At 64.2% G+C, this 21640-nt stretch carries 19 protein-coding genes; 11 read left to right on the forward strand and 8 right to left on the reverse strand.

Annotated elements, in window-relative coordinates; translation table 11 throughout:
• Positions 1-69: 69 nt before the first annotated feature.
• The 6 genes from K288_RS0105115 (at position 70) to K288_RS0105140 (ending at position 6529) form a co-directional block, all read left to right on the forward strand.
• On the forward strand, positions 70-354 hold the full coding sequence (locus tag K288_RS0105115) for a succinate dehydrogenase assembly factor 2 (RefSeq protein WP_027578558.1): 285 nt from the start codon (positions 70-72) through the stop codon (positions 352-354).
• A complete protein-coding gene (gene mfd, locus K288_RS0105120) occupies positions 351-3869 on the forward strand; it encodes a transcription-repair coupling factor (protein WP_027578559.1) in 3519 nt (1172 codons plus the stop codon). Before K288_RS0105115 ends, mfd begins: the two co-directional genes overlap by 4 nt.
• Before the next feature lie 180 nt (positions 3870-4049).
• Complete coding sequence (locus K288_RS0105125) at positions 4050-4493, forward strand: hypothetical protein (protein ID WP_027578560.1); 444 nt, start codon at positions 4050-4052, stop codon at positions 4491-4493.
• Positions 4494-4498: 5 nt separating this feature from the next.
• Complete coding sequence (locus tag K288_RS0105130; protein ID WP_027578561.1) at positions 4499-4888, forward strand: VOC family protein; 390 nt, start codon at positions 4499-4501, stop codon at positions 4886-4888.
• Positions 4889-4930: 42 nt separating this feature from the next.
• Positions 4931-5086, forward strand: coding sequence for a hypothetical protein (locus tag K288_RS53515; RefSeq protein WP_160168936.1), 156 nt, complete (start codon positions 4931-4933; stop codon positions 5084-5086).
• Between the two features lie 48 nt (positions 5087-5134).
• Positions 5135-6529, forward strand: a complete 1395-nt coding sequence (locus tag K288_RS0105140) for a mercuric reductase (protein ID WP_027578562.1) — start codon at positions 5135-5137, stop codon at positions 6527-6529.
• Between the two features lie 67 nt (positions 6530-6596).
• On the opposite strand, the gene K288_RS0105145 is transcribed toward K288_RS0105140, so the two are convergent.
• The 5 genes from K288_RS0105145 to K288_RS0105165 form a co-directional block, all read right to left on the reverse strand.
• Entirely contained in the window at positions 6597-8237 is a 1641-nt protein-coding gene (locus K288_RS0105145) for a long-chain-fatty-acid--CoA ligase (RefSeq protein WP_027578563.1), read from the reverse strand.
• Positions 8238-8535: 298 nt separating this feature from the next.
• A complete protein-coding gene (locus tag K288_RS0105150) occupies positions 8536-8811 on the reverse strand; it encodes a DUF3303 family protein (protein WP_027578564.1) in 276 nt (91 codons plus the stop codon).
• A 238-nt stretch (positions 8812-9049) separates the two neighbouring features.
• Positions 9050-10258, reverse strand: a complete 1209-nt coding sequence (locus K288_RS0105155) for a GGDEF domain-containing protein (RefSeq protein ID WP_152535397.1) — start codon at positions 10256-10258, stop codon at positions 9050-9052.
• A 73-nt stretch (positions 10259-10331) separates the two neighbouring features.
• Positions 10332-11834, reverse strand: coding sequence for a class I adenylate-forming enzyme family protein (locus K288_RS0105160; RefSeq protein WP_027578566.1), 1503 nt, complete (start codon positions 11832-11834; stop codon positions 10332-10334).
• Between the two features lie 34 nt (positions 11835-11868).
• Positions 11869-13656 carry an extracellular solute-binding protein gene (locus tag K288_RS0105165; protein WP_051334369.1) on the reverse strand — a complete coding sequence of 596 codons (1788 nt, stop codon included), beginning with the start codon at positions 13654-13656 and terminating at the stop codon, positions 11869-11871.
• A 306-nt stretch (positions 13657-13962) separates the two neighbouring features.
• On the opposite strand from K288_RS0105165, the gene K288_RS0105170 reads away from it, so the two are divergent.
• Positions 13963-14793, forward strand: coding sequence for an invasion associated locus B family protein (locus K288_RS0105170; RefSeq protein WP_027578568.1), 831 nt, complete (start codon positions 13963-13965; stop codon positions 14791-14793).
• Positions 14794-14904: 111 nt separating this feature from the next.
• Here the strand turns inward: K288_RS0105170 and hspQ are convergent, their stop codons facing one another.
• Positions 14905-15237, reverse strand: a complete 333-nt coding sequence (hspQ, locus tag K288_RS0105175) for a heat shock protein HspQ (protein ID WP_027578569.1) — start codon at positions 15235-15237, stop codon at positions 14905-14907.
• Between the two features lie 119 nt (positions 15238-15356).
• Between hspQ and K288_RS0105180 the strand changes: the two genes are divergently transcribed.
• Entirely contained in the window at positions 15357-16310 is a 954-nt protein-coding gene (locus K288_RS0105180; protein ID WP_027578570.1) for an AEC family transporter, read from the forward strand.
• Positions 16311-16339: 29 nt separating this feature from the next.
• Here the strand turns inward: K288_RS0105180 and K288_RS0105185 are convergent, their stop codons facing one another.
• Positions 16340-17563, reverse strand: a complete 1224-nt coding sequence (locus K288_RS0105185; protein ID WP_027578571.1) for a UbiH/UbiF family hydroxylase — start codon at positions 17561-17563, stop codon at positions 16340-16342.
• A gap of 140 nt (positions 17564-17703) precedes the next feature.
• Between K288_RS0105185 and pcsA the strand changes: the two genes are divergently transcribed.
• The 3 genes from pcsA (at position 17704) to K288_RS0105200 (ending at position 20219) form a co-directional block, all read left to right on the forward strand.
• Positions 17704-18438 (forward strand): phosphatidylcholine synthase, encoded by a 735-nt coding sequence (gene pcsA / locus K288_RS0105190; RefSeq protein WP_027578572.1) that lies wholly within the window; start codon positions 17704-17706, stop codon positions 18436-18438.
• Positions 18435-19163, forward strand: coding sequence for a TerC family protein (locus tag K288_RS0105195; protein WP_027578573.1), 729 nt, complete (start codon positions 18435-18437; stop codon positions 19161-19163). The genes pcsA and K288_RS0105195 overlap by 4 nt, the downstream gene beginning before the upstream one ends.
• 81 nt (positions 19164-19244) lie before the next feature.
• Positions 19245-20219, forward strand: coding sequence for a quinone oxidoreductase (locus K288_RS0105200; protein WP_027578574.1), 975 nt, complete (start codon positions 19245-19247; stop codon positions 20217-20219).
• A gap of 105 nt (positions 20220-20324) precedes the next feature.
• On the opposite strand, the gene K288_RS0105205 is transcribed toward K288_RS0105200, so the two are convergent.
• Positions 20325-21521 (reverse strand): acetylornithine transaminase, encoded by a 1197-nt coding sequence (locus tag K288_RS0105205; RefSeq protein WP_027578575.1) that lies wholly within the window; start codon positions 21519-21521, stop codon positions 20325-20327.
• Between the last annotated feature and the right edge of the window lie 119 nt (positions 21522-21640).

The raw sequence follows: 21640 nt of genomic DNA on the forward strand, positions 1-21640 counted from the left end.
ATGTCAGTCGCTATATCACCCCCCGCCCGGCACGTCCGGGCTTTTGGCGTTTGGATGGATTTGGGCGACATGACGGGAACGACACGGTCGAGCGGCGGGCTCGACGACCGCCGCAAGCGGCTATTGTTTCGCTGCTGGCATCGTGGCACCCGCGAGATGGACCTCATTCTCGGCCGTTTCGCGGACGCCGAGATCGCCAACCTCTCGGACACTGAGCTGTCCGAACTGGAGCACCTGCTCGAGGTGCCCGATCCCGACCTCTATGCCGCGGTGATCGGCGACAGGCCGCTTGAAGAGACAGGCGCGCTGTTTGCCCGCATCAAGGCGTTTCGCGCGGTGGAACACGACGTATGAAGCCACAAGCAAAATCGCCGGCCGCACTGTTGGCTCCCGGGCGCGCGGTGACCTTTGCCAATGTCGCCGAGGGTGCCGAGGGGCTCGTCATCTCCGATCTCGCGCGCGCAATCGCGGCGAAACCAAAACGGCCGGCGGTCAGCCTGGCCGTGGTGTGCCGCGACGGGGCACGGATGCAGCAGCTCGCCCGCGCGCTGGAATTCTTCGCGCCTGACCTCGCCGTGATGCAGTTCCCGGCCTGGGACTGTCAGCCCTATGACCGCGTCTCGCCGCATGGCGGCGTCCTGGCGCAGCGCCTGACCACGCTGGCGCGATTGTCGCGGCTCGCCGGCAGCGACAAGCCGTTGATCGTGCTGACCACCGTGAACGCCATTGTGCAGCGGGTGCCGGCGCGCGAGGTGGTGGCGGCGCAGGCGCTGTCGGTTGCGCCGGGCCATGTCGTGCCGATGGATTCGATCGTCGCCTGGCTCGAGCACAATGGCTATACGCGGTCCTCCACCGTGCGCGAGCCCGGCGAATATGCCGTGCGTGGCGGTATCCTCGATCTGTTTCCGGCCGGGCTGGAGCAGCCGGTGCGATTCGACTTCTTCGGCGACTCCCTGGAGTCGATCCGTACCTTCGATGCCGAAACCCAGCGCACGCTCCTGGACATGCGCGGGCTCGACCTCGTTCCGGTTTCGGAATTCCAGCTCACCACGGAAACCATCCGCCGCTTCCGCATGGGCTATGTCGCCGCTTTCGGCGCCCCGGAGCGCGACGATGCGCTCTATGAAGCCGTCACCGAAGGCCGCCGCCATCCCGGCATGGAGCACTGGCTGCCGCTTTTCCAGGAGCGGATGGACACGCTGCTCGACTATCTCGACGGCGCGCCTGTTGCGATCGAGCCGCAGGGCGAGGATGCCGCGCGCGAGCGCTTCAAGCAGATTGTCGACTACTATGACGCACGGCGTGAAGCGATGGAGCATCCCGGTGGCGGCGCGATCTACAAGCCCTTGCCGCCGGACCGGCTGTATCTGACCGAAGCGGAATGGACGCAGCGCCTGAACGACGGCGCGGTGGCGCGGCTGACGCCGTTCGCCGTGCCCGAAGGCAGCACCGAGGTGTTCGATGCCGGCGCGCGGCAGGGCCGCAACTTCGCGCCGGAACGCGCCGACACGTCCGTCAACGTGTTCCAGGCCGTCGTCGCCCATGTCCAGGCCCTGCAAGCGCAGCGGAAGAAGGTCGTGATCGCGCTATGGAGCGAGGGCTCGCGCGACCGCATGGGCTCGATGCTGCAGGACCACAAGCTCCACAATCTCACCAACGTCAACACCTGGCGCATGGTGCAGGCCACGCCGCGCAACGAGGCGATGCTCGCCGTGCTCGGCATGGAAAGCGGCTTCGAAACCGACGACGTCGCCCTCATCAGCGAGCAGGATATCCTGGGCGACCGCCTGGTGCGGCCGCGCAAGGCGCACCGCAAGCTCGACAATTTCATCTCGGAGGTCACGAGCCTCGCGGCCGGCGATCTCGTCGTCCATGTCGAACACGGCATCGGCCGCTTCATCGGCCTGCAGACGCTGGAGGTTTCCGGCGCGCCGCATGACTGTCTCGAATTGCACTATGCGGCGGAAACAAAACTGTTCCTGCCGGTCGAGAACATCGAGCTGCTGTCGCGCTACGGCTCCGACGGCGCCAATGTCGAACTGGATCGTCTCGGCGGCACCGGCTGGCAGGCGCGCAAGGCCAAGCTCAAGAACCGCATCCGCGAGATCGCGGGCGAGCTGATCAAGATCGCAGCCGAGCGGATGCTGCACGAAGCGCCGAAGATGCCGGTGCAGCCGCATGTCTATGACGAGTTCTGCGCGCGCTTCCCCTATGAGGAAACCGAGGACCAGCTCGGCGCGATCAACTCGACGCTGAAGGACCTGGAGAGCGGCCGTCCGATGGACCGGCTGATCTGCGGCGATGTCGGCTTCGGCAAGACCGAAGTGGCGCTGCGCGCAGCGTTTGCGGTCGCGCTCGACGGCAAGCAGGTTGCGGTCGTGGTGCCGACCACGCTGCTCGCGCGCCAGCACAGCAAGACCTTTGCCGAGCGCTTCCGCGGCTTCCCGGTCAATGTCGCGCAGGCCTCGCGGCTGATCCCGACGAAGGAACTGACGCAGGTCAAGAAGGGGCTCACCGATGGCGGCGTCGACATCGTCGTCGGCACCCACGCGCTGCTCGGCAAGTCGATCAAGTTCAAGGACCTTGGCCTCCTGATCGTCGACGAGGAGCAGCATTTCGGCGTCGGCCACAAGGAGCGGCTGAAGCAGTTGCGGGCGCAGGTGCATGTGCTGACGCTCTCCGCCACGCCGATCCCGCGCACGCTGCAACTGGCGCTGACCGGCGTGCGCGAGCTCTCGATCATTGCCTCGCCTCCGGTCGACCGGCTTGCGGTGCGCACCTTCGTTGCGCCGCATGATCCGCTGATGATCCGCGAGGCCTTGCTGCGCGAGCGCTATCGCGGCGGGCAGGCGTTCTATGTGGTGCCGCGGATCGAGGATCTCGCTGGTGTAAAGGACTTCCTCGACAAGAACGTGCCGGAGATGAAGGTCGCGGTGGCGCACGGCCAGATGCCGCCGACGGTGATCGAGGACATCATCTCGGCGTTCTACGACGGCAAATACGACATCCTGCTGTCGACCACGATCGTGGAGTCCGGGCTCGATATCCCGAACGCCAACACGTTGATCGTTCACCGCGCCGACATGTTCGGCCTCGCCCAGCTCTATCAGCTCCGCGGCCGGGTCGGACGCTCGAAGCTGCGTGCCTACGCGCTGTTCACGCTGCCGGCGCAGCAGAAGATCACGGCGCAGGCGGAGCGGCGGCTCAAGGTGCTGCAGTCGCTAGAGACGCTCGGGGCAGGCTTCCAGCTCGCTTCCCACGACCTCGACATCCGCGGCGCGGGCAATCTTCTGGGCGAGGAGCAGTCCGGCCACATCAAGGAAGTCGGCTTCGAGCTCTATCAATCGATGCTGGAGGAGGCGATCGTCAACCTCAAGGCCGGCGTCGCCGAGCCGGCCGCCGACCGCTGGTCGCCGCAGATCACGATCGGCATGCCCGTGCTCATTCCGGAGGATTACGTCAACGATCTCGCGGTGCGATTGTCGCTGTACCGGCGGCTCGCCGATCTCGACACCGAGGAGGAGATCGACAATTTCGCGGTCGAGATGCGCGACCGCTTCGGCGTGCTGCCGGATGAGGTGCGCTACCTGTTCAAGGTCGCGACAATCAAGGCCTATTGCCGCCGCGCCAATGTCGAGAAGGTCGATGCCGGCCCGAAGGGCGCCGTGATCGCGTTCCGCGACAATGCCTTCGCCCAGCCGGACCGCCTGGTCGCCTTCATCCGCCAGCATGGCCAGGCCGCGAAGGTGCGGCCCGACATGAAGGTCGTGTTCTTCCAGGAATGGAAGACTCCGGAAGAACGGCTTGCAGGGACAACGGAAATCCTGCGGCAACTTGCCAATCTCGCCGAGAACAAGAAGGCGGCGTAAGCTTGCTTTCCTGTTCTGGGAAGCCGGTCGCACACGCGCTGCCGATCCCGATGTTTTGAGACAATAGCGCACTGTTAATATTACTGCTTAACTAACAGTTAAGTATGCGTTGGCGGCACGAAAGCGCATGGCCTAGCGTGCGCCGAGTGCGGCTCCGTAACCGGCGAGTTGGTGCGTACCATGAACTATCGAATCTATGGCGCGTTGATCGCGTCTGTTGGCGCAGCAGCGCTCCTGTTCGCTGCGAATGATGCATCGGCCAGGTCGGGAGGAGCAGCGCGCGCGGGGGTTGTTTCGGCGCCACCGGTTGCGCGTGGGCACGTCGGCCCTTCGTTCCGGCCGCATCGGAGAGGCTTTGTCGGCGGCTTCTGGCCGGGCACAGCAGGCTATTTCGATGCGCCTGCGGCCAGCGAAGGCTTCGCAAGCATTCCGCAATCGCAATCTGTCTCGGGTGACTTCCGCAACACCTACACCTATGACGTGCCCTGGGACTGGGCGCATCGCTATCCGCCGATGGTCGCACCGTCCGACCGACCCTACGTGTCGAGCTGCCCCTCGGAGAGCGTGACCGTGCCCGGACGTGGCGGCGAAGAGCACACCGTCAACATTACGCGGTGCTACTAGGCCAAATGAAGCGCACGTGGACCATCATCGGCGTCGTTGATGTGCCGCGGAGCTTCAAGTGGTACCAGTCGCTGCTTGGCCTGCCCGAGACGGCTCCCGCACACGATTACTTCGGGCAAATCGTCGACTCCGACGGAACGGTCTTGCTCTGCCTGCACGAGTGGGGTGCCCACGAGCATCCCACGTTGACAAGTCCCCAGGAGGCGAAGCCTGGCAACGGCCTCCTCCTGTTCTTCCGGGTCGACAACTTTGACGTAGCTCTGCCAAGTGCGCGAGCGCTCGTCAGCCAGCTGGAAGAAGAGCCGCATGTGAATCCCAACACTGGAACTGCGGAGTTTTCGCTCCGAGATCCTGACGGCTACTACGTCACCATCAGCGCGCTCGATCCGGCCTGACCCTTAGCCGAGAAGTTCCGTCAGGCTGTGGTGGCGGGTCCGATGGCGCTCGGCGCCTTGGGTTTGATACTGTCCGACCCTACCTTGCGGTTCAGCGCCGAAATCATGTTCGACGCCTTCAGAGAAGTCTTCCAGGCTGTGATCATATTCATGACCACGATCGGCGGCGTAGCTGTGGCACTTCCGGCGCAATCGTAGTGTGTCGGGAAGTAAGGCACCGTCTCCGAGACAACACGGAGATTATCCATGTCTCAGGCTGAACACTTCGATATCGTCATCCTCGGCAGCGGTCAGGGCGGAAAGCTGCTCGCATGGCACCTTGGTCGTTCCGGCAAGAAAGTCGCTGTGGTCGAGCGCCGCTGGGTCGGCGGTTCCTGCCCGGCAGTCGCCTGTCTCCCATCCAAGAATGAACTCTGGAGTGCACGGGTCGCCCACCTCGTCCGCAACGCGGCGCAGTTCGGGTCGATGACCGATGCCGTCAAGACCGATATGGCCAAGGTTCGCGCTCGCAAGCAGGGCATGGTCGATCGCGAGATCGCATTCCACCTGAATGCCTACAAGGAGAGCGGCGCGGAACTCATCATGGGCAGCGGCCGCTTCGTGGGTCCAAAAACGCTACAGGTCGCGCTGAACGACGGCGGCACGCGCATCCTCGCCGGTAATGAGGTTGTCCTCAACGTGGGTACGCACGCAGCCATTCCTGAGATCGCCGGTCTCAACGCAGCGCGCGCGCTCACTCATATCGAAGCGCTCGAGCTCGACTACGCGCCGTCGCACTTGATCGTGCTCGGGGGCGGCTATGTCGGTGTCGAGATGGCGCAGGGCTTCCGTCGGTTCGGCAGCCGGGTGACGATCATCGAACCAGGTCGCCAGCTGATGGGACGGGAAGATGCCGATGCCGCCGAAGAGATTCAGCGCATTCTGAGCGGCGAGGGGATTGAGATATTGCTGAACGCCCAACCTGTCAGTGTTCATGGCCTTTCCGGCGACACAGTCTCGGTGAGCGTGCGTACCCCCAAGGGTGAAGAGACGGTCGAAGGCAGCGACTTGCTTGTGGCGGTTGGCCGGGTCGCCAATACCGACGGCATCGGGCTCGACGAAGCAGGAATAGAACTCGATGCCCGCGGCTTCATTCGTGTCAACGAGCGTCTGCAGGCGACTGCTCCCGGTGTCTGGGCCATCGGCGAATGCTGCGGTAGTCCTCAGTTCACGCATGTCTCGGTCGATGACTTCAGGATTGTCAGGGACAACATGGCTGGCGGCAACCGCAGGACCGATGATCGCCTCATTCCCTATGTCGTGTTCACCGACCCGCCGCTAGCCCGTGTCGGCCTCTCCGAGCAAGAGGCCAAGCGGCAGGGCGTCCCTGCGCGTGTCGCGAAGCTGCCGATGAACAATGTCCTGCGCACGGAGGCAACCGACGAGACCGACGGCTTCATGAAGGTGGTCGTCAGCGCGAACGACGACCGTATCCTCGGCTTTTCAATGATCGGTTCCGAGGCCGGCGAGGTCATGGCCGTCATCCAGGCCGCAATGCTCGCCGAATTGCCGTACCCAAAGTTGCGTGATGCCGTCATCGCCCATCTCACCATCGCGGAAGGATTGGGCCCGCTGTTCGCAAACGTGCCGCCGAGGTCTTGATCGGACGCAGCCGCAATTGCGGCGAAGTACGGAAATGTCCGCTGAGCCTGACCAACTCGGCCGAGGCTCAGCCCGTTTTTGCGCGGTCGACGGTCGGGAGCCTATAGTCTCCATAGAGCTCCCGCAGTTTCGTCTTCAGGAGTTTGCCGGTTGCCCCATGCGGAAGCTCATCGACGAACAGCACGTCATCCGGCATCCACCATTTGGCGATCTTGCCTTCGTAAGAGGCCAGCAGATCGGCGGCCGTGAGCTGAGATCCCTTGCGTAGCACCGCGATCACAAGCGGACGCTCATCCCACTTCGGATGCTTGACGCCGATGACCGCCGCCTCGGCGACGTCGGGATGCGCCATGGCCAGGTTTTCGAGCTCAATCGAGGAGATCCATTCGCCGCCGGACTTGATGACATCCTTGGAGCGATCGGTGATCTGCATGTAGCCTTCATCATCGATCGTCGCGACATCGCCTGTGAAGAACCAGCCATCCTCCCGCTCGCTCTCAGGCATCTTGTAATAAGCGCGCGCAATCCAAGGTCCACGGATCACGAGATCGCCAAACGCTTTGCCGTCGTGCGGCAGCTCGTTATTGTCCCCATCGCGAATGCCGATTTCGACCCCGAACACAGCTCGCCCCTGTTTGACCTGCCGATTGCGGCGCTCGGTCTTTGACAGAGCATTATGCCTGGGCAGCGTCTTCGAGATCGTCCCGACGGGACTCGTCTCCGTCATGCCCCAGACGTGCAGCACCTCCACGCCGTAACGGTCCTGTAGCGCCTCGATCAGGGAGCGCGGGCACGCCGTGCCGCCGATCAGCACGCGATTGAGCGTCGTCGGCTTCACGCCCGCGATTTGCAAATACTGAACATAGCCGAGCCAGACGGTCGGCACGCCGTTGGCGAAGGTGACGCCGTGCTCCTCGAACAGCCTGTGCAGGCTTTCGCCGTCGACCTTCGGTCCGGGCATCACCAGCTTTGCGCCCATCGCCGGTGCGCAATAGGGCATACCCCAGGACATCGCGTGGAACATCGGCGAGATAAACGCGACCGTGTCGTTCAAGGAAATCCGGCAGGCGTCGGGGAGGGCTGCAGCAAAGGAATGCAGCACGGCGCTCCGATGGGCATAGAGCACGCCCTTGGGATTGCCGGTCGTTCCCGATGTGTAGCAGAGACCGCACGCCGTGTTTTCATCGAGTTGCGACCACGTGCAGGCATCCGATTGTCCAATCAGCAAATTCTCATAGGATGGGAAGTCTCCGGCTCCGGCCGCCTTGGCGTCCGCAGCCTCTCCAAGATAGATCCACTTTTCGACGCTCGCGCACTTCGGCATCAATGTCCTGACGAGGTCGACGAAGGTCAGGTCGAAGAAGACCAGACGGTCTTCGGCATGATTGATGATGTAGACGATCTGCTCGACGAACAGCCGCGGATTAACCGTGTGGCACACTGCGCCCATTCCGGAGATGCCGTAGTAGAGCTCGAGATGCCGATAGCCGTTCCATGCCAGGGTCGCTACGCGATCGCCGGGTTTGATGCCAAGCGAATTCAGGGCGTTCGCGAGCTGCGAGCTGCGGCGCAAGAGGCCGGCATAGTTCGTAACGTGATCCGGTCTGGCGGGGGAGCGCGAGATGATCTCGACGTCGGGAAAAGAACGCGCCGCATGCGCCAGGATAGATGACAATAGCAGCGGGGTTTTCATCATCAAACCAAGCATCGCGAATATCCCTTTGGTCCTGATAATCTGGCAACTTTGCCGTACAAAGCGCCCTGACCCCACGCATACGGCAGAGAAAATCATTCCAAAGCGAAATTTTGTTCTTGGTTCGCGCCGTGAGGGTAAAGTGCCAAATGAGCGCACTTTCCTCGATCTATCGCCCGCGGCGGCTACTCGTTAAGGTAGATAATATCATTGCTCAGGCAATCTTGGAAGATACGTGCCCGCACTGACCGAACCTTGCCCGACATGCCACCGCCGTCGAATGCGGCGACGGTGGCCGTGATTGCATTGAAGATCAACGCTTCGGCAGCGCTGCCATCACTTCGCCCGCGTCTGCGTCCTCTAGGCAAGGCGTGACGGTGAGCGGGAGCAGGTCGGCCCAGTGGGAAACCCAACGATACATGGCCTTTGGATCACTCGATTCGGAGATCGCAAATCCCTGACCGTTCATGCCATGCCAACGGCCCAACATCTTGACGCCGTCGGGTGGTCCGCCACCGGTCTCCAGGAAGCGTGCGACTGCTGCGTTGAAGGTGCCTTGAGGTACTGTCCAAGCGACTATGAACTTCATGCCAGTCCTCCATATCTGCAATCAATGGATGAATGTCGCGGCTTTGCCGCTTGTGCACGATAGCGCTTGCACGTCGAATAACAACGGCGAATGAACAGGTGTTGTGGGCAGAAGAACGCAGTTCATGTCGTTGCGCGGAATGCCTGTGTTGTGATCCAAATCGGTTAGCCTCAGATTTGGAAGAACACTTCCGCCTTGCCCACGAAGGCCCGTCGCGCGGGCGCGCTCTTCGCGGCCGTCACGACGCCGCGCGATGCGCCTCGTCATTTAGCCGCGCGAGCAGCGATCTTGCCGTGTCGTTGGGCAGCAGCGTAGCGACGCTCACGCTGGGCTCGGTGCGGATATCGCGCTTGCCGTGGCTGGTATGGCGCATGACGCTGGAGAGGCGACGCGCGATGACGTGGGCGTTGCGCAGGTCGGCGCCGGCGAACACGACGATGACCGATCCGTCTTCCTGGGCCGCGCCGAAATCCATCTGCCGCATCAGGCGGCTGATGATGCGCGCGCCGTCGAACTGCGCGCGGGGATGGACGGGATCGAAGGCGAAGCGCGCCACGCTCAACGCGCCGCCGTACTCGATGGTCTGATAGACAGCGGTGGCGAAATCGCGCTCGAAGGCAAAGCGGGTGAGCAGGCCAGTGCGCGCATCGATCAGGCCCTCGGCGTCGATTGCGCGGAGCGTCCGGCTCAAATGCATCTCGAATGCATGCTGGCGCACCAGGGGTAGCGCGATCGCGGCGACGTCGGCCGGCTCGCCGGCAACCAGCTCGAGATGCGGCAGCTCGTAACTCGGGGCGAGCCCGTCCGGCGTCACCACGACCGGCAGATTGCGGAAACGGGCGTCTTCCGCCAGCACCGTCAGGAAAGCATCGATCACACGCAGCGTGAAGCCTTCGCCGAGCACGATGCCGTCGACATCGCGGGAATTGAGATGCTTGGCGGCCGCCTCGATGCTGAGCGCGCCGACCACGCCGCAGCGCTCGCCGAGCACGACCGAGAGCGCCGGATAGGCACCGCCGCGGCCGATCAGGAGCACGGTCGCGTCGCGGCTGGTATCGATATCCGAAAGCAGGATCGGTGAGGGCGGCACCAAGCGGCGCATCACGGTCGAATGCAGCGAGCGGATGCGCAGCACCGCGTTGAGACGCGCGAGCAGTCGGTTGGGATGCTTCTGGGTGTGAAAGAACGGAATCGCATTGTCGGGCAACGCCACTTCGGGATCGACGGCGATCAGCGGCAGATAGGGCTGGCGCGGCGCCACCATCGCTGCCAATTCGGCGAGTCCTGCCTCGTCGGCAGTCGAGGCGGCGGCGATCACGGCGGCGGGCTGCACCTGGGCGACTGCGCGCGCGGCATCGGCCCATGTGGTCTCGACCACCGGAAACAGCCTGGCCTCGTCGAGCGCGCGCGCGAAGGCTGGCCGACCCGTGGTCGACGCAATCAGGATCGGGCGGCAAGCTTTGACCGCGATGCTAGTTGCAGCCGCTTAATGCAGCGTCAACGCCCGCTCTTGCGGCTATTCAGATGCCGCCGGCCCGATCGCGAAAGGCTTCGACCATCAATGGGTTGAGGCCGAGTTCTGTCATGGCGTTGCGGGCGCGTGCGTTGTCCTGGGCGCGCCCGGCGAGGCGATGGCCGGCGAGGCGGTCGGGCAGCGCGGTGAGCAGGGCGCCCTGGCCGAGTCGGCGCGACCATTCCTGCAGGTCGTTGGCGAGGAAGCGGTAACCACCAACTGCCATGATGCCGGACGGCGGCGCGGTGATATTGATGGCGCCGGTCGAACGGTCGAGCCGCGCTGCATATTCGGTGTCGACGTAATCGCGCGGCGGCGGGACTATCAGCGCGTCGTTCGGCACTTGCGATGGCGCATAGGCCGCGGCGGGCACCATTGGTCCGCGCAGGCCGAGCGTACCCGTTGGCGTCAGCAGGATCTCGCCGGCAATTGAGGAGCCTGGGAGCTCGCGCGGCGCACCGTGCGGACCGGGTTTGATCGGCGCCGGCGAGCCGTCCTCGGCGGTCCGGCGCGCGCCAAACAAGCCGGCTTCGCCGAACAGATAGACGTCCGTCAACGTCGCCCGCTGCGCGATCCAGGACGCGCCGGCGGCGACCTGCTCGGGTGCCCGCCACAGCCCGATCACGTTCCGCACGCTCGGCATGTTGGCGTCGAGGTCGAGTTCAGCCAGCCGCAGCGCCAGAGGCGCGGGCGCAATCAGCGTGTCGCAGGCATGGTCGTTGATCTGGGTCTGCAGCACCTCTTCGTCGAAGGGATGGTGCAGCACCAAGGTGCCGCCGGTGAGCAGCCAGACCGCAAGCGAAGAAGCAAGGCCCGCGAAGGACATCGGGGCGAAAGTTGACATGATGGTTGCGCCCTGAGGCACGTCGCTCTCCAGCGACATCGCAAGTCCGCCGGCGATCAGCGCGAAATGGGCGCGCGGTACCGGGCGGAAGCCATCGGCGGTCACATCGAAGGAGATCAGCGAGGCTTTTCGGCCGTCCTGGATCACCGCCCGCGTGGTCGAGGATTCCCGCAAGATGGCCTGGTCGAGCGAGGCCATGCCTTCGGGCAGATCGCTGCCGAAACCGCAGACATGGCGGATCGAGAACGCTTCCGCCGCCGCATTCATCGCGAAGTCGGCATAGATGACGCCGTCGACCCGGCTCGTCGTCACGATCGCCCGCGCGGCGGTGCGGTTCAATGCCGCGGTCAGTTCGGCGTGCCGCCAGAGCAGCGGCATCGGCGCGACCACCAGTCCGGCGCGATGGGCGGCGAGCACCGTCAGCGCGAATTCGACCGTGTTCGGCAGTTGCACCGCCAGCACCGAATTGGCCGGCAATCCAGCTTCAATGAAGTGCGCCGCGATCGCCGAGATCGCGCGGTCGGCTTGCGCGTAGGTCAGCCGCTTGCGTGTCTGGCCGGTGATGCGCGGCTTGTTGAGCGGATCGACCAGCGCCAGCGCATCCGGCTGTCGCGCCAGTACGCGCTTGAACAGGGAATCGAGCGTGGGCGAAGCGGACTGGGTCACGGGTTCAACGTCGGTTGCATCAGGTTGGCTGCGGCTACTTCGGTTGCGACTCTGGCCTCTGCCACCAAGTCTCCGGCAGGTAGCCGGTCAGGGCAGTGCTCTCTGGTCGTTCTATCCGATTCCAGCGCGCGATCCATTGCTCCGCGACGTTAAACAGCGGAATTGCGTAAAAGCCCGACATCAGGGTGCGGTCCAGCGCCCGCACCGCCGAGACGAAGGCGGGTCGCTCCCGCGCCTCCAGCAGCGCGGCGATCAGGGCGTCGATCGCGGGATCCTTGGCGCCCATGTAATTCCTGGTGCCGGGGATATCGGCGGCCTGGCTGCCCCAATAGAACGACTGCTCGTTGCCGGGCGATAGCGATTGATCCCACCGGTTCTGGATCATATCGAACTCGTAGCCGAGCCGGCGCTGGTCGAACTGGACCGGATCGACGGCGCGCACCCGCACCGCGATGCCGGCACGCTTGAGGTCGCGCTGGTAGGCGAGCGCGATTCGTTCCTGGTCGCGGGTCGTCACCAGGATCTCGAACGCAAACGGCACCTTGGTCGCGTGGTTGCGCAGCACCGTGCCGTCGACCTCGTAGCCGGCCTCCGACAGCAGCGCGAGGGCGCTGCGCAGCGCGGCGCGATCGCGGCCCGTGCCGTCGCTGACCGGCAGGTGATAACTGCCGTCAAGAATGTCGGGTGCAATATGCGCGCTTGCCCGCTGCAGCAATTCTCGTTCGCGCTCGTCGGCGGGGCGGCCATAGGCGGATAGCTCCGAGCCGGCGAAGAAGCTGCCGCTACGGGCATAGAGGCCGAAGAAGTAGTTGCGGTTGATCCATTCGAAATCGAACAGGAGTGTCAGCGCCCTCCTTACGCGGACGTCCGCAAACAGCGGACGGCGGGTATTGAACACCAGGAATTCGGAAGGCTGCGGCAACCCGGTCTTGATGGTGTCGCGGATCACCGCGCCGTTGCGGGCCGCAGGAAAATCATAGCCCTCATGCCAGCGTAGCGGCTCAGCCTCGACACGGAAATCGTAGAGACCGCGCTTGAAGGCTTCGAACTGGCCGTTTGCCTCGCGGTAGAAATCGAGCCTGATCTCGTCGAAATTGTAGAGGCCGCGATTGACCGGAAGGTCGCTGGCCCAATAGTCCGGATTGCGCACCAGCGTGACGCTCGCGCCGGGCTTCACCGCGCCGACGCGATAGGGGCCGGAGCCGATCGGCCCCGTCAGCGTCGTGTCCTCGAAGGTAGCTGGATCGACCGCGTGTTTTGGCAACACCGGCATTAGCCCCAGGATAAGCGGCAGTTCGCGGTCATTGGCGCCTGTGAGGTCGAAGCGCGCCGTGAGCGGGTCGGGGGAATCGGCTTTCGCGACCTTCGCATAATATTGCCGATGGTTGGGACGGCCGTGGTCGCGCAACAGCTCCCAGGAGAACAGCACGTCCTCGGCCGTGACGGGCTTACCGTCGGAAAAGCGGGCTCGGGGATCGAGATGGAAGGTGACGTAGCTTCTCGCATCGTCGGTCTCGACGGTCTTGGCGAGCAGGCCGTAGAGCGTGAACGGCTCGTCATTGCCGCGCGCGAGCAGGCTCTCGACGACGAAGCCCCTGATCTGCTGCACGGCCAAGCCGCGAACGATCAGCGGGTTGAGGCTGTCGAAGGTGCCAAGGATGCCCCAGGTCAGCCGGCCGCCCTTGGGCGCATCGGGATTGGCGTAGGGCATATGGGTGAAGTCGGCCGGCAGGGCTGGCGCGCCATGCATCGCGATGGCGTAGCTTTCCGCCGCCCCGGTCGGGCCGGTCCCGACCAGCGCGAGGGCGATACCGAGACCCAGCGCGGCGAGCGCGCCACGCCCAAATGCAACCCAGGAAACGCGCGGAGCAACGCGTCGATCTGATTCGCCAAATTTCACGGAACGAGCTTTACCACAGGACCTTGCAACTCGCCGTGACGTTGGGGCAAACCTGCTTGCCGGCATTGATCTTTTCGTCTGCCGCTGTATTGAAGGCGTGCAATTGAACAGGGCGGCAACGCCTGTCACGTATCCGCCTCAATTGACTAGGAGACAGCCGCCCCAAACGGCTAGGTGTCGGTGCCTGCAGCGGTTTCGGGCGCCGCCGTTGAGAAAGGGTTTTCCGCAATGAATTTCCGTATCTTGGCCGCGTCGGCCCGGCCGCGTGGGCGAATTTTCGCCGCCTTGGCAGCGACGGCCTTGTCGGCCGCGGTGCTGGTTCCCGAAGCGAGTGCCCAGCAGCCGGCGGCCCCGGCTGCGCCGAAGGCCGCGCCCAAGGCGGCGCCGAAGGCTGCCCCCAAGGCGCCCGCGCCCGCGCCGGCTGCTCAGGGGCAGCCGCCTGTCCCGGCCGCTCCGGGAGCGCAGGCCCAGCCGCAGCAGCCGCCGGCCCAGGACCAGCAGGTCCAGCTCATCTACGCGCCCTGGACCAAGTTCTGCCTCAAGGGCCAGGATGCCAACGCCAAGCAGGTCTGCTTCACCGGCAAGGACGGCCGTATCGAGTCCGGCCAGCCGGTGATCGCGGCCGTGATCATCGAGCCCGAAGGGGAGCCGAAGAAGATCCTGCGCGTGACACTGCCGCTCGGCATGCAGCTCGTGCACGGCACCCGCATCATCGTCGACAACAACCCGCCGCAGCAGGCGCCCTATGTGATCTGCTTCACCAATGGCTGCATGTCCGACTATGAAGCGACCCCCGAGCTGCTCAACAGCCTGAAGAAGGGCCAGAACCTGGTGGTGCAGGCGATCAACGCCAACGGCGCGCCGCTGACACTGCCGCTGCCTCTCGTCAACGAGTTCGCCAAGGCCTATGACGGCCCGCCGACCGACCCGAAGGTGTTCGAGGAGAATCAGAAGAAGCTGCAGGAAGAGCTGCAGAAGCGCGCGGAAGAGGCCCGCAAGAAGCTTGAGGCCAATCCGCCGGCAACGGGTGTCTCTAGCCCGCCAGCTGCTGCGAAGTAACGGCAAGATTTCCCAATACGTCAAAGGCGCTCCAGCAGGAGCGCCTTTTATTTGGGGAGATATCTGATCCGCGCCGCCCGGATGCAGTGCAGCATCCGCGTCGCGCGCGAGCTAGTTCAACGAGGGATTGCGAGGGCGGTAGCCGCCGGATTTGTCCTGGATGAATATCTCGGCCACCTGGGAGTGCCGGATCGGTTCGCCGGAATCGTCGGGCAGCAAGTTCTGCTCGGAGACGTAGGCGACGTACTCGGTCTCGGCATTTTCGGCGAGCAGGTGATAGAAGGGCTGATCCTTGTGCGGCCGCACCTCTTCCGGGATCGACAGCCACCATTCCTCGGTGTTGTTGAACTCCGGATCGATGTCAAAGATCACCCCCCGGAAGGAAAACACCCGGTGGCGGACGATTTGCCCGATCTGGAACTTAGCGGTACGCGCTTTTATCATAGTTCGTCGATAGACCATGATGGCGGCGGATGCTAGGGGCAAGCGGGCGAATTAACCTTTCGCCTCCTGCCGAATTTCGCGGCATTTCCCCTTGGAAAATCCCCCAAAAGACGTCTTCCGTGGTCGATATCCTCAATCTTGCACTGCCTTACTTCGGGCTGATCTTCATCGGTTTCGCCTGCGGCAAGGCCAAGGGCCTGCCCGAATCCGGGCTGGCCTGGATGAATTTCTTCCTGCTCTATGTCTCGCTGCCGGCGCTTCTCTTCGGCATCATGTCGAAGACTCCGTTCTCGGAGCTCAACAATCCGCCGTTCCTGGTTGCGACCACGCTTGGAACCGTGATCGCGTTTTTCCTGGCGATGCTGGTCGCCAAACTCCTGGGGCGGTTGTCGCTGCGCGAGGCGACGCTCGCAGGTCTCTCCGGCGCCTACGGCAATATCGGTTACATGGGCCCGGGCCTGGCGCTCGCGGTGTTGGGCCCGAAGGCCGCGGCGCCGACCGCGCTGATCTTCTGTTGCGACAGCATCTTCCTGTTCTCGATCGTGCCGCTGTTGATCGAGCTGACCGACCGCGAACATCCCTCGCTGTTGCACGCGTGCGGGGTGGTGGCACGCCAGATCGTGCTGAACCCGCTGATCATGGCGGCATGCTTCGGCGCGCTTGCCGCGGCATTGCACCTGCGTTTTCCGGTCGCGCTGGATAATACGCTTTTGTTCCTGCAGAACGCGGCGGCGCCGGTGGCGCTGTTCGTGCTCGGTGTCACGGTCGCGCTACGGCCGCTTGATCGGATTCCCTGGGACGTGCCGGGCGTGATTGCGGTCAAGCTTCTGATCCATCCGCTGCTCGCGTTCGGCTTGATGCTGGCGTTCGGCCCGTTCGCGCAGCCTTGGGCCGCGACCGCGGTGCTGATGGCCTCGCTGCCGCCGGCGCTGAACGTGTTCGTGATCGCGCGGCAGAACGACACCTGGGTCAAGCCGGCTTCGGTCGCCGTGCTGGTCGGCACGTTTGCGTCAGTCGTCACGCTGACCAGTGCGATGTGGATGCTGCAGACTGGACGACTGAGTTTTCCGTGAGCGTCTCGTTTTGATTTTGACGCGTTTTCCTAACGCGAGCCGGTCCCCACTTCGCTCGAAAACGCTTTGCTACGCCGCCATGATGGCGCGAGCCCCTCGCGCATGGCGAGCCGCCGCAGCGGGCCGATCGATCCGATCAGGTGCAGGCCCGCGGCGCGGATCGACTGCATCGGGAGGAAGTCGCTGAGCAAGGAGCGGTTGGCGAGGTCGATGACAAAGGTCCGGCTCATGACATCGCCCCGCCGCGCCGACTGGTAGCGCGCCAATACCTGCGGCGAGCCGGGGTCCTCGCCATGCGCGAGCGCTTCGCCGGCCAGCCCGGCGATATCGGTCGCATCCCGCAGCCCGAGGTTGAGGCCCTGCGCGCCGATCGGCGGCACCACATGGGCCGATTCGCCGACCAGCGCGATCCGGTTCCTGGCAAACTGCCTGGGCTGTTCGATCGCGAGCGGAAACACATTGCGGCCCGGCTCGACCTCGACGCGGCCGAAAATTGAATGCGACTGCTTCTCGGCGGCGTCGGACAGTTCCGCATCGGAGAGCGCCATCAGCCGCTCGGCTTCCGAAGGCGAGGAAACCCAGACCACACTGCAGCGGTTGCCGGGCAGGGGAACGAATACGACCGGGCCGTGCGGCGTATGGAATTCGGTCGAGATATTCTTGTGCGGCCGCGAGTGGGTGATGTTGAAGGTCAGGGCGGACTGCTTCAGCTCGCGGCGGCTGATTTCGATGCCGGCAGCCTCGCGCGACTGCGACTGCCGGCCGTCGGCGCCGACCACCAGCCGTGCCGCCAGCGGCTCGCCGCGGCCGGTCCGGATCGTGACGATGGCTTCTTCCGGATTGATCGCCTCGGCCTCGTCGTCGACGCGCGTGAGACCGGACAGTTCCGCCGCACGTTGTTCCAGCGCCGCGATCAACGAACGGTTGTCGACGTTGAAGCCGAACTGCTCAAGATCGATCTCGTCGGACGAGAACCTTACTTCCGGAGCGCGGATCAGCCGGCCAGTGTCATCGACCAGTCGCATCACCTTCAGCGCCGCCGCCTTCTCGGCCAGACGCCGCCAGACACCCAGCCGCTCGAGCAGGTCGACGGAGGCACCGAGCAGCGCGGTGGTGCGGTTGTCGGCATAGGGCGCGCGGCGGGCGAGCAGGGCGGTCTTCGCCCCGGCATCCGCAAGCGCGATGGCGGCGGTCAGCCCCGCAGGACCACCGCCGATAACCACTGCGTCATAGACATGCGGTGCATCGCTCATATCGGAACATTTGACGGGATTGGCGGCATTTTCAAGCCATCAAATTCGCTAAAATCTATCCACCGATTTGCGCGGCGGAACGCCGCAAGCGCGGATATGCAAACACAGGCGATTCCTGATAGCACTGCCGGGCGATGGAGATGGACCAGACCAGCCAGCCAGCTACGTTTCCGGCATCGCTGCGGATGCGGATGGCGGCATTCTCCGTGCATATCTTCACGGCGATGGGGGCGGGCGTTGCGCTGCTCGCGCTGATGGAGGCCGTGCGCGAGCACTGGGCCAACATGTTCGGCTGGCTCGGGGTGGCGCTGGTCATCGATGCGATCGACGGCCCGATCGCGCGCAAGCTCGACGTCGTGCGGCTGCAACCGAACTGGTCCGGCGAGGTGCTCGACCTCGTCGTCGATTTCCTCACCTATGTCTTCGTTCCCGCCTACGCGATCACGGCCAGTCATTTGCTGCTGCCGCTGGCGGCGCCGATCCTCGGCATCGGTATCGTGATCTCGAGCGCGCTGTATTTCGCCGACCGCAGGATGAAGGCCGCCGACAATCATTTCCGCGGCTTTCCGGGACTTTGGAATGCCGCGGCGTTCTATCTGTTCCTGCTGCATCTGCCGCCGGTATGGTCGAGCCTTGCGGTAGCGATCCTGATCGCGCTCACCTTCGCCCCGTTCCACGTGCTGCATCCGGTGCGCGTGGCGCGGCTGCGCTGGCTGACATTGTGGGTGATGGCCGTTGGCGCGGTGCTGGCGCTGTACACGCTCGCCTGCGACTTCGATGTCGGCGCGCCGATCGTCGTGGCGCTATGCGCGATCGCCGCCTATGTCGTCGGCAGCGACGCCGTCATCCGGTTGATGAGGTCGCTCAGAACATGATCGAACTGTTGGCCAGCCCGGAAGCCTGGGCGGCGCTACTCACGTTGACGGCGCTGGAGATCGTGCTCGGCATCGACAACGTGATCTTCCTGTCGGTGCTGGTCTCCCGCATCCCGCCGCATCAGGCGAAACGCGCGCGGCAGATCGGATTATTCCTGGCGCTCGTGTTCCGCATCCTGTTGCTCAGCCTGCTGGTGTGGCTGATCGGGTTGACGGAGCCGGTGTTCACGGCGAGGGGGCTCGCGCTGTCCTGGCGCGATGTCATCCTGATTGGCGGCGGGCTGTTTCTGATCGCCAAGGCGACGCATGAGATCCATGATGAAGTGGAAGCGCGGGAAGGTGAGGAAGAGGCGGCGTCGGGTGCCGGCAGCGCGTTCTTCTGGGTGATCGTCCAGATCATCATCATCGATATGGTGTTCTCGCTGGATTCGATCATCACCGCGATCGGCATGGCGCAGGATTTGGAGGTCATGATCGCGGCCGTCGTGATCGCCTGCATCGTCATGTACGTCTCGTCGGGGCCGGTGGCGCGTTTTGTCGCAGAGCATCCGACCACCAAGATGCTGGCGCTGGCGTTCCTGGTGCTGATCGGCGTGGCGCTGGTCGCCGATGGTTTCCACTTCCACATCCCGCGCGGCTACATCTATTTTGCGATGGCGTTCGCCGCCGCGGTGGAGATGTTCAACGTGCTGGCGAGACGTAACCGGAAGAAGACGGTCAGGTAGCCGATCCGGCCCGCGAGTTGACAACACGGCGCCGATGGCATTCGGTTCGGTGGCTACCGGATAGTTGAGGGAGAGCCCGACATGACCAAGGCCGTGCGCGTGCACAAGGTGGGAGGCCCGGAAGTCCTCACTTACGAGGATGTCGAGGTGCCGGCGCCGGCCGCGGGCGAAGTGCGGATTCGCCAGCACGCGATCGGGCTCAACTTCATCGACGTCTATTTCCGCACCGGCCTCTACAAGGCGCCCGGTCTTCCCTTCATCGCCGGCAACGAGGCGGCAGGCGAAGTGGTCGCGGTCGGACCGGGCGTAACCAACTTCCATCCCGGCGATCGCGTTGCCTACTATTTCAATCTCGGCGGCTACACAACCGAGCGCGTCATCCCCGCCGACAAGGTGGTGAAGCTCCCCGACCACATCACCTATGAGCAGGGCGCCGTGCTGATGCTGAAGGGGCTGACGGTTTGGTATCTCCTGCACAAGACCTTCAAGGTGGAGCCGCACCATCGCGTGCTGATCCACGCAGCCGCCGGCGGCATCGGCTTGCTCGCCTGCCAATGGGCCCGCGCGATGGGCGCCCACGTGATCGGCACCGTCGGCTCAAAGGAGAAGGCCGATCTCGCGCTCGCCAATGGCTGCGATCACGTCATCCTCTACAATGAGGAGGACTTTGTCGCGCGGGTGAAGCAGATCAGCCGCGGCGAGCTTTGCGACGTCGTCTATGACGGCGTCGGCAAGACCACTTTTCCGGGCTCACTGTCCTGCCTGAGGCCGCGCGGCCTGTTCGTAAGCTTCGGCAACGCGTCCGGTCCCGTGCCGCCATTCGCGCTCGCCGAACTCAACAACCATGGCTCGCTGTTCGCGACCCGGCCCAAGCTCAACGACTACGTCGCCACCCGGAAGGAATTGCTCGAAGGCGCCGATACGCTGTTTGCCGCCGTGATCAACGGCAAGCTGCACGTGCCGATCAATCACGCCTACGCGCTGAAGGATGTCGCGCGTGCGCATATCGATCTGGAGAGCCGCGCGACCACAGGGGCGTCGATCCTGAGGCCGTAGTTCGCCGCCGTCATTGCGAGCGAAGCGCAGCAATCCATCCCTCCGGCACGTGAGGACAGAATGGATTGCTTCGTCGCTTCGCTCCTCGCAATGACGATAAGACGGTCACGCCACTCGCCGCGCGGCGCCTGCTTGCGTCAGGATCGCATCGAGCGTCTCGATCATCTCGGAGACCTCGGCGCGCGACACGTTGAGCGCAGGCATGAAGCGGAGTGCGTCGGGTTGCGGCGAGTTGATCAGCAGCCCTTTCGAGAATGCCTGCGCCACGATCGCCGCACCGATCGGCAGCTTCAGATCGAGCGCCAGGAGCAGTCCGCGGCCCCTGATGTCGCCGAGGCCGTGCCGGGCCGAGAGCCGCTGCAACTCGCCTTCCAGGAACAGGCCGGTATCGGTGACTGACTTCAGGAATTCCGGCTTGCTGACCTGTTCCAGCACGGCAAGCCCCGCCGCGCACATCAGCGGATTGCCGTTGAAGGTGCCGCCCTGGTCGCCGTGCTCGAAGCAGGCCGCATGCTCGGTCGCGAGCAAGGCGGCGAGCGGTACGCCGCCGCCGATGCCCTTGCCGAGCGTCATGATGTCAGGCGCAATCCCGGCATGCTCGTAATGGAAGAGGTTTCCGGTGCGGCCCATGCCGGTTTGGATCTCGTCGACGATCAGGAGCAGGCCATGCTCGCTGGTCAGCGTGCGCAGCTCCTTCAGGAATTGATCGGTCGCGGGCCAGACGCCGGCTTCGCCCTGGATCGGCTCCAGCATGACGGCAACCGTGTTCGAGGAAATCAGCTTCTTCACCGAGGCGATGTCGTTGAGCCGCGCTTTCCGGAAGCCCGGCACCTTCGGTTCGAACAGCGGTTCGAACGCCTTCTTGCCGGAAGCCGACATGGTCGCCAGCGTGCGGCCGTGAAAGCCGCCTTCGAAGGTGATGATCTCGAAGGCGCCGCTTCTGTGTTTCGCGCCATATTTGCGCGCAAGCTTGATCGCGCCTTCATTGGCTTCCGCACCGGAATTGGCGAAGAACACCTGGTCGAAGCAGCTGTTTTCGACGAGCGCATTGGCAAGCTTGAGGCTGGGTTCGTTGTAGAAGGCCGGGCTCGGGGTCAACAGACAGTTGGCCTGCGCGGCCAGCGCTTCGGCGACAGCAGGCGGCGAATGGCCGAGGCAGTTGACCGCCCAACCCTGCATGAAATCGAGATAGCGGCGGCCAGTATCGTCCCAGAGATAGGAGCCTTCGCCGCGGACAAACACGGTCTTCGGACGTGCGGTGATGTCCATCAGCGCGTCGAACGGATGCGTAGCGTCAGGCATGTCAGGCTCCTTGGTCGGTTGGGATGAAAGGGCAGGCGGCAACGCAAGAAGGCCGCACTTTTGAGGGTGCGGCCTTCTCGAAAACCTTAGGCTGAACTAGCTAGTCAGCGCTGGCGTCG

Source organism: Bradyrhizobium sp. Ai1a-2 (assembly GCF_000426245.1).
Taxonomy (GTDB): Bacteria; Pseudomonadota; Alphaproteobacteria; order Rhizobiales; family Xanthobacteraceae; genus Bradyrhizobium.

Bases quoted from the DNA above. Each gene is read 5' to 3' on its own strand.
- hspQ (WP_027578569.1), bottom strand. From the start codon at position 15,237: ATGATAAAAGCGCGTACCGCTAAGTTCCAGATCGGGCAAATCGTCCGC.
- K288_RS0105140 (WP_027578562.1), top strand. From the start codon at position 5,135: ATGTCTCAGGCTGAACACTTCGATATCGTCATCCTCGGCAGCGGTCAG.
- K288_RS0105205 (WP_027578575.1), bottom strand. From the start codon at position 21,521: ATGCCTGACGCTACGCATCCGTTCGACGCGCTGATGGACATCACCGCA.
- pcsA (WP_027578572.1), top strand. From the start codon at position 17,704: ATGGACCAGACCAGCCAGCCAGCTACGTTTCCGGCATCGCTGCGGATG.
- K288_RS0105150 (WP_027578564.1), bottom strand. From the start codon at position 8,811: ATGAAGTTCATAGTCGCTTGGACAGTACCTCAAGGCACCTTCAACGCA.
- K288_RS0105185 (WP_027578571.1), bottom strand. From the start codon at position 17,563: ATGAGCGATGCACCGCATGTCTATGACGCAGTGGTTATCGGCGGTGGT.
- K288_RS0105125 (WP_027578560.1), top strand. From the start codon at position 4,050: ATGAACTATCGAATCTATGGCGCGTTGATCGCGTCTGTTGGCGCAGCA.
- K288_RS0105145 (WP_027578563.1), bottom strand. From the start codon at position 8,237: ATGCTTGGTTTGATGATGAAAACCCCGCTGCTATTGTCATCTATCCTG.
- K288_RS53515 (WP_160168936.1), top strand. From the start codon at position 4,931: ATGGCGCTCGGCGCCTTGGGTTTGATACTGTCCGACCCTACCTTGCGG.
- K288_RS0105115 (WP_027578558.1), top strand. From the start codon at position 70: ATGACGGGAACGACACGGTCGAGCGGCGGGCTCGACGACCGCCGCAAG.
- K288_RS0105130 (WP_027578561.1), top strand. From the start codon at position 4,499: ATGAAGCGCACGTGGACCATCATCGGCGTCGTTGATGTGCCGCGGAGC.
- K288_RS0105195 (WP_027578573.1), top strand. From the start codon at position 18,435: ATGATCGAACTGTTGGCCAGCCCGGAAGCCTGGGCGGCGCTACTCACG.
- K288_RS0105200 (WP_027578574.1), top strand. From the start codon at position 19,245: ATGACCAAGGCCGTGCGCGTGCACAAGGTGGGAGGCCCGGAAGTCCTC.
- K288_RS0105170 (WP_027578568.1), top strand. From the start codon at position 13,963: ATGAATTTCCGTATCTTGGCCGCGTCGGCCCGGCCGCGTGGGCGAATT.
- mfd (WP_027578559.1), top strand. From the start codon at position 351: ATGAAGCCACAAGCAAAATCGCCGGCCGCACTGTTGGCTCCCGGGCGC.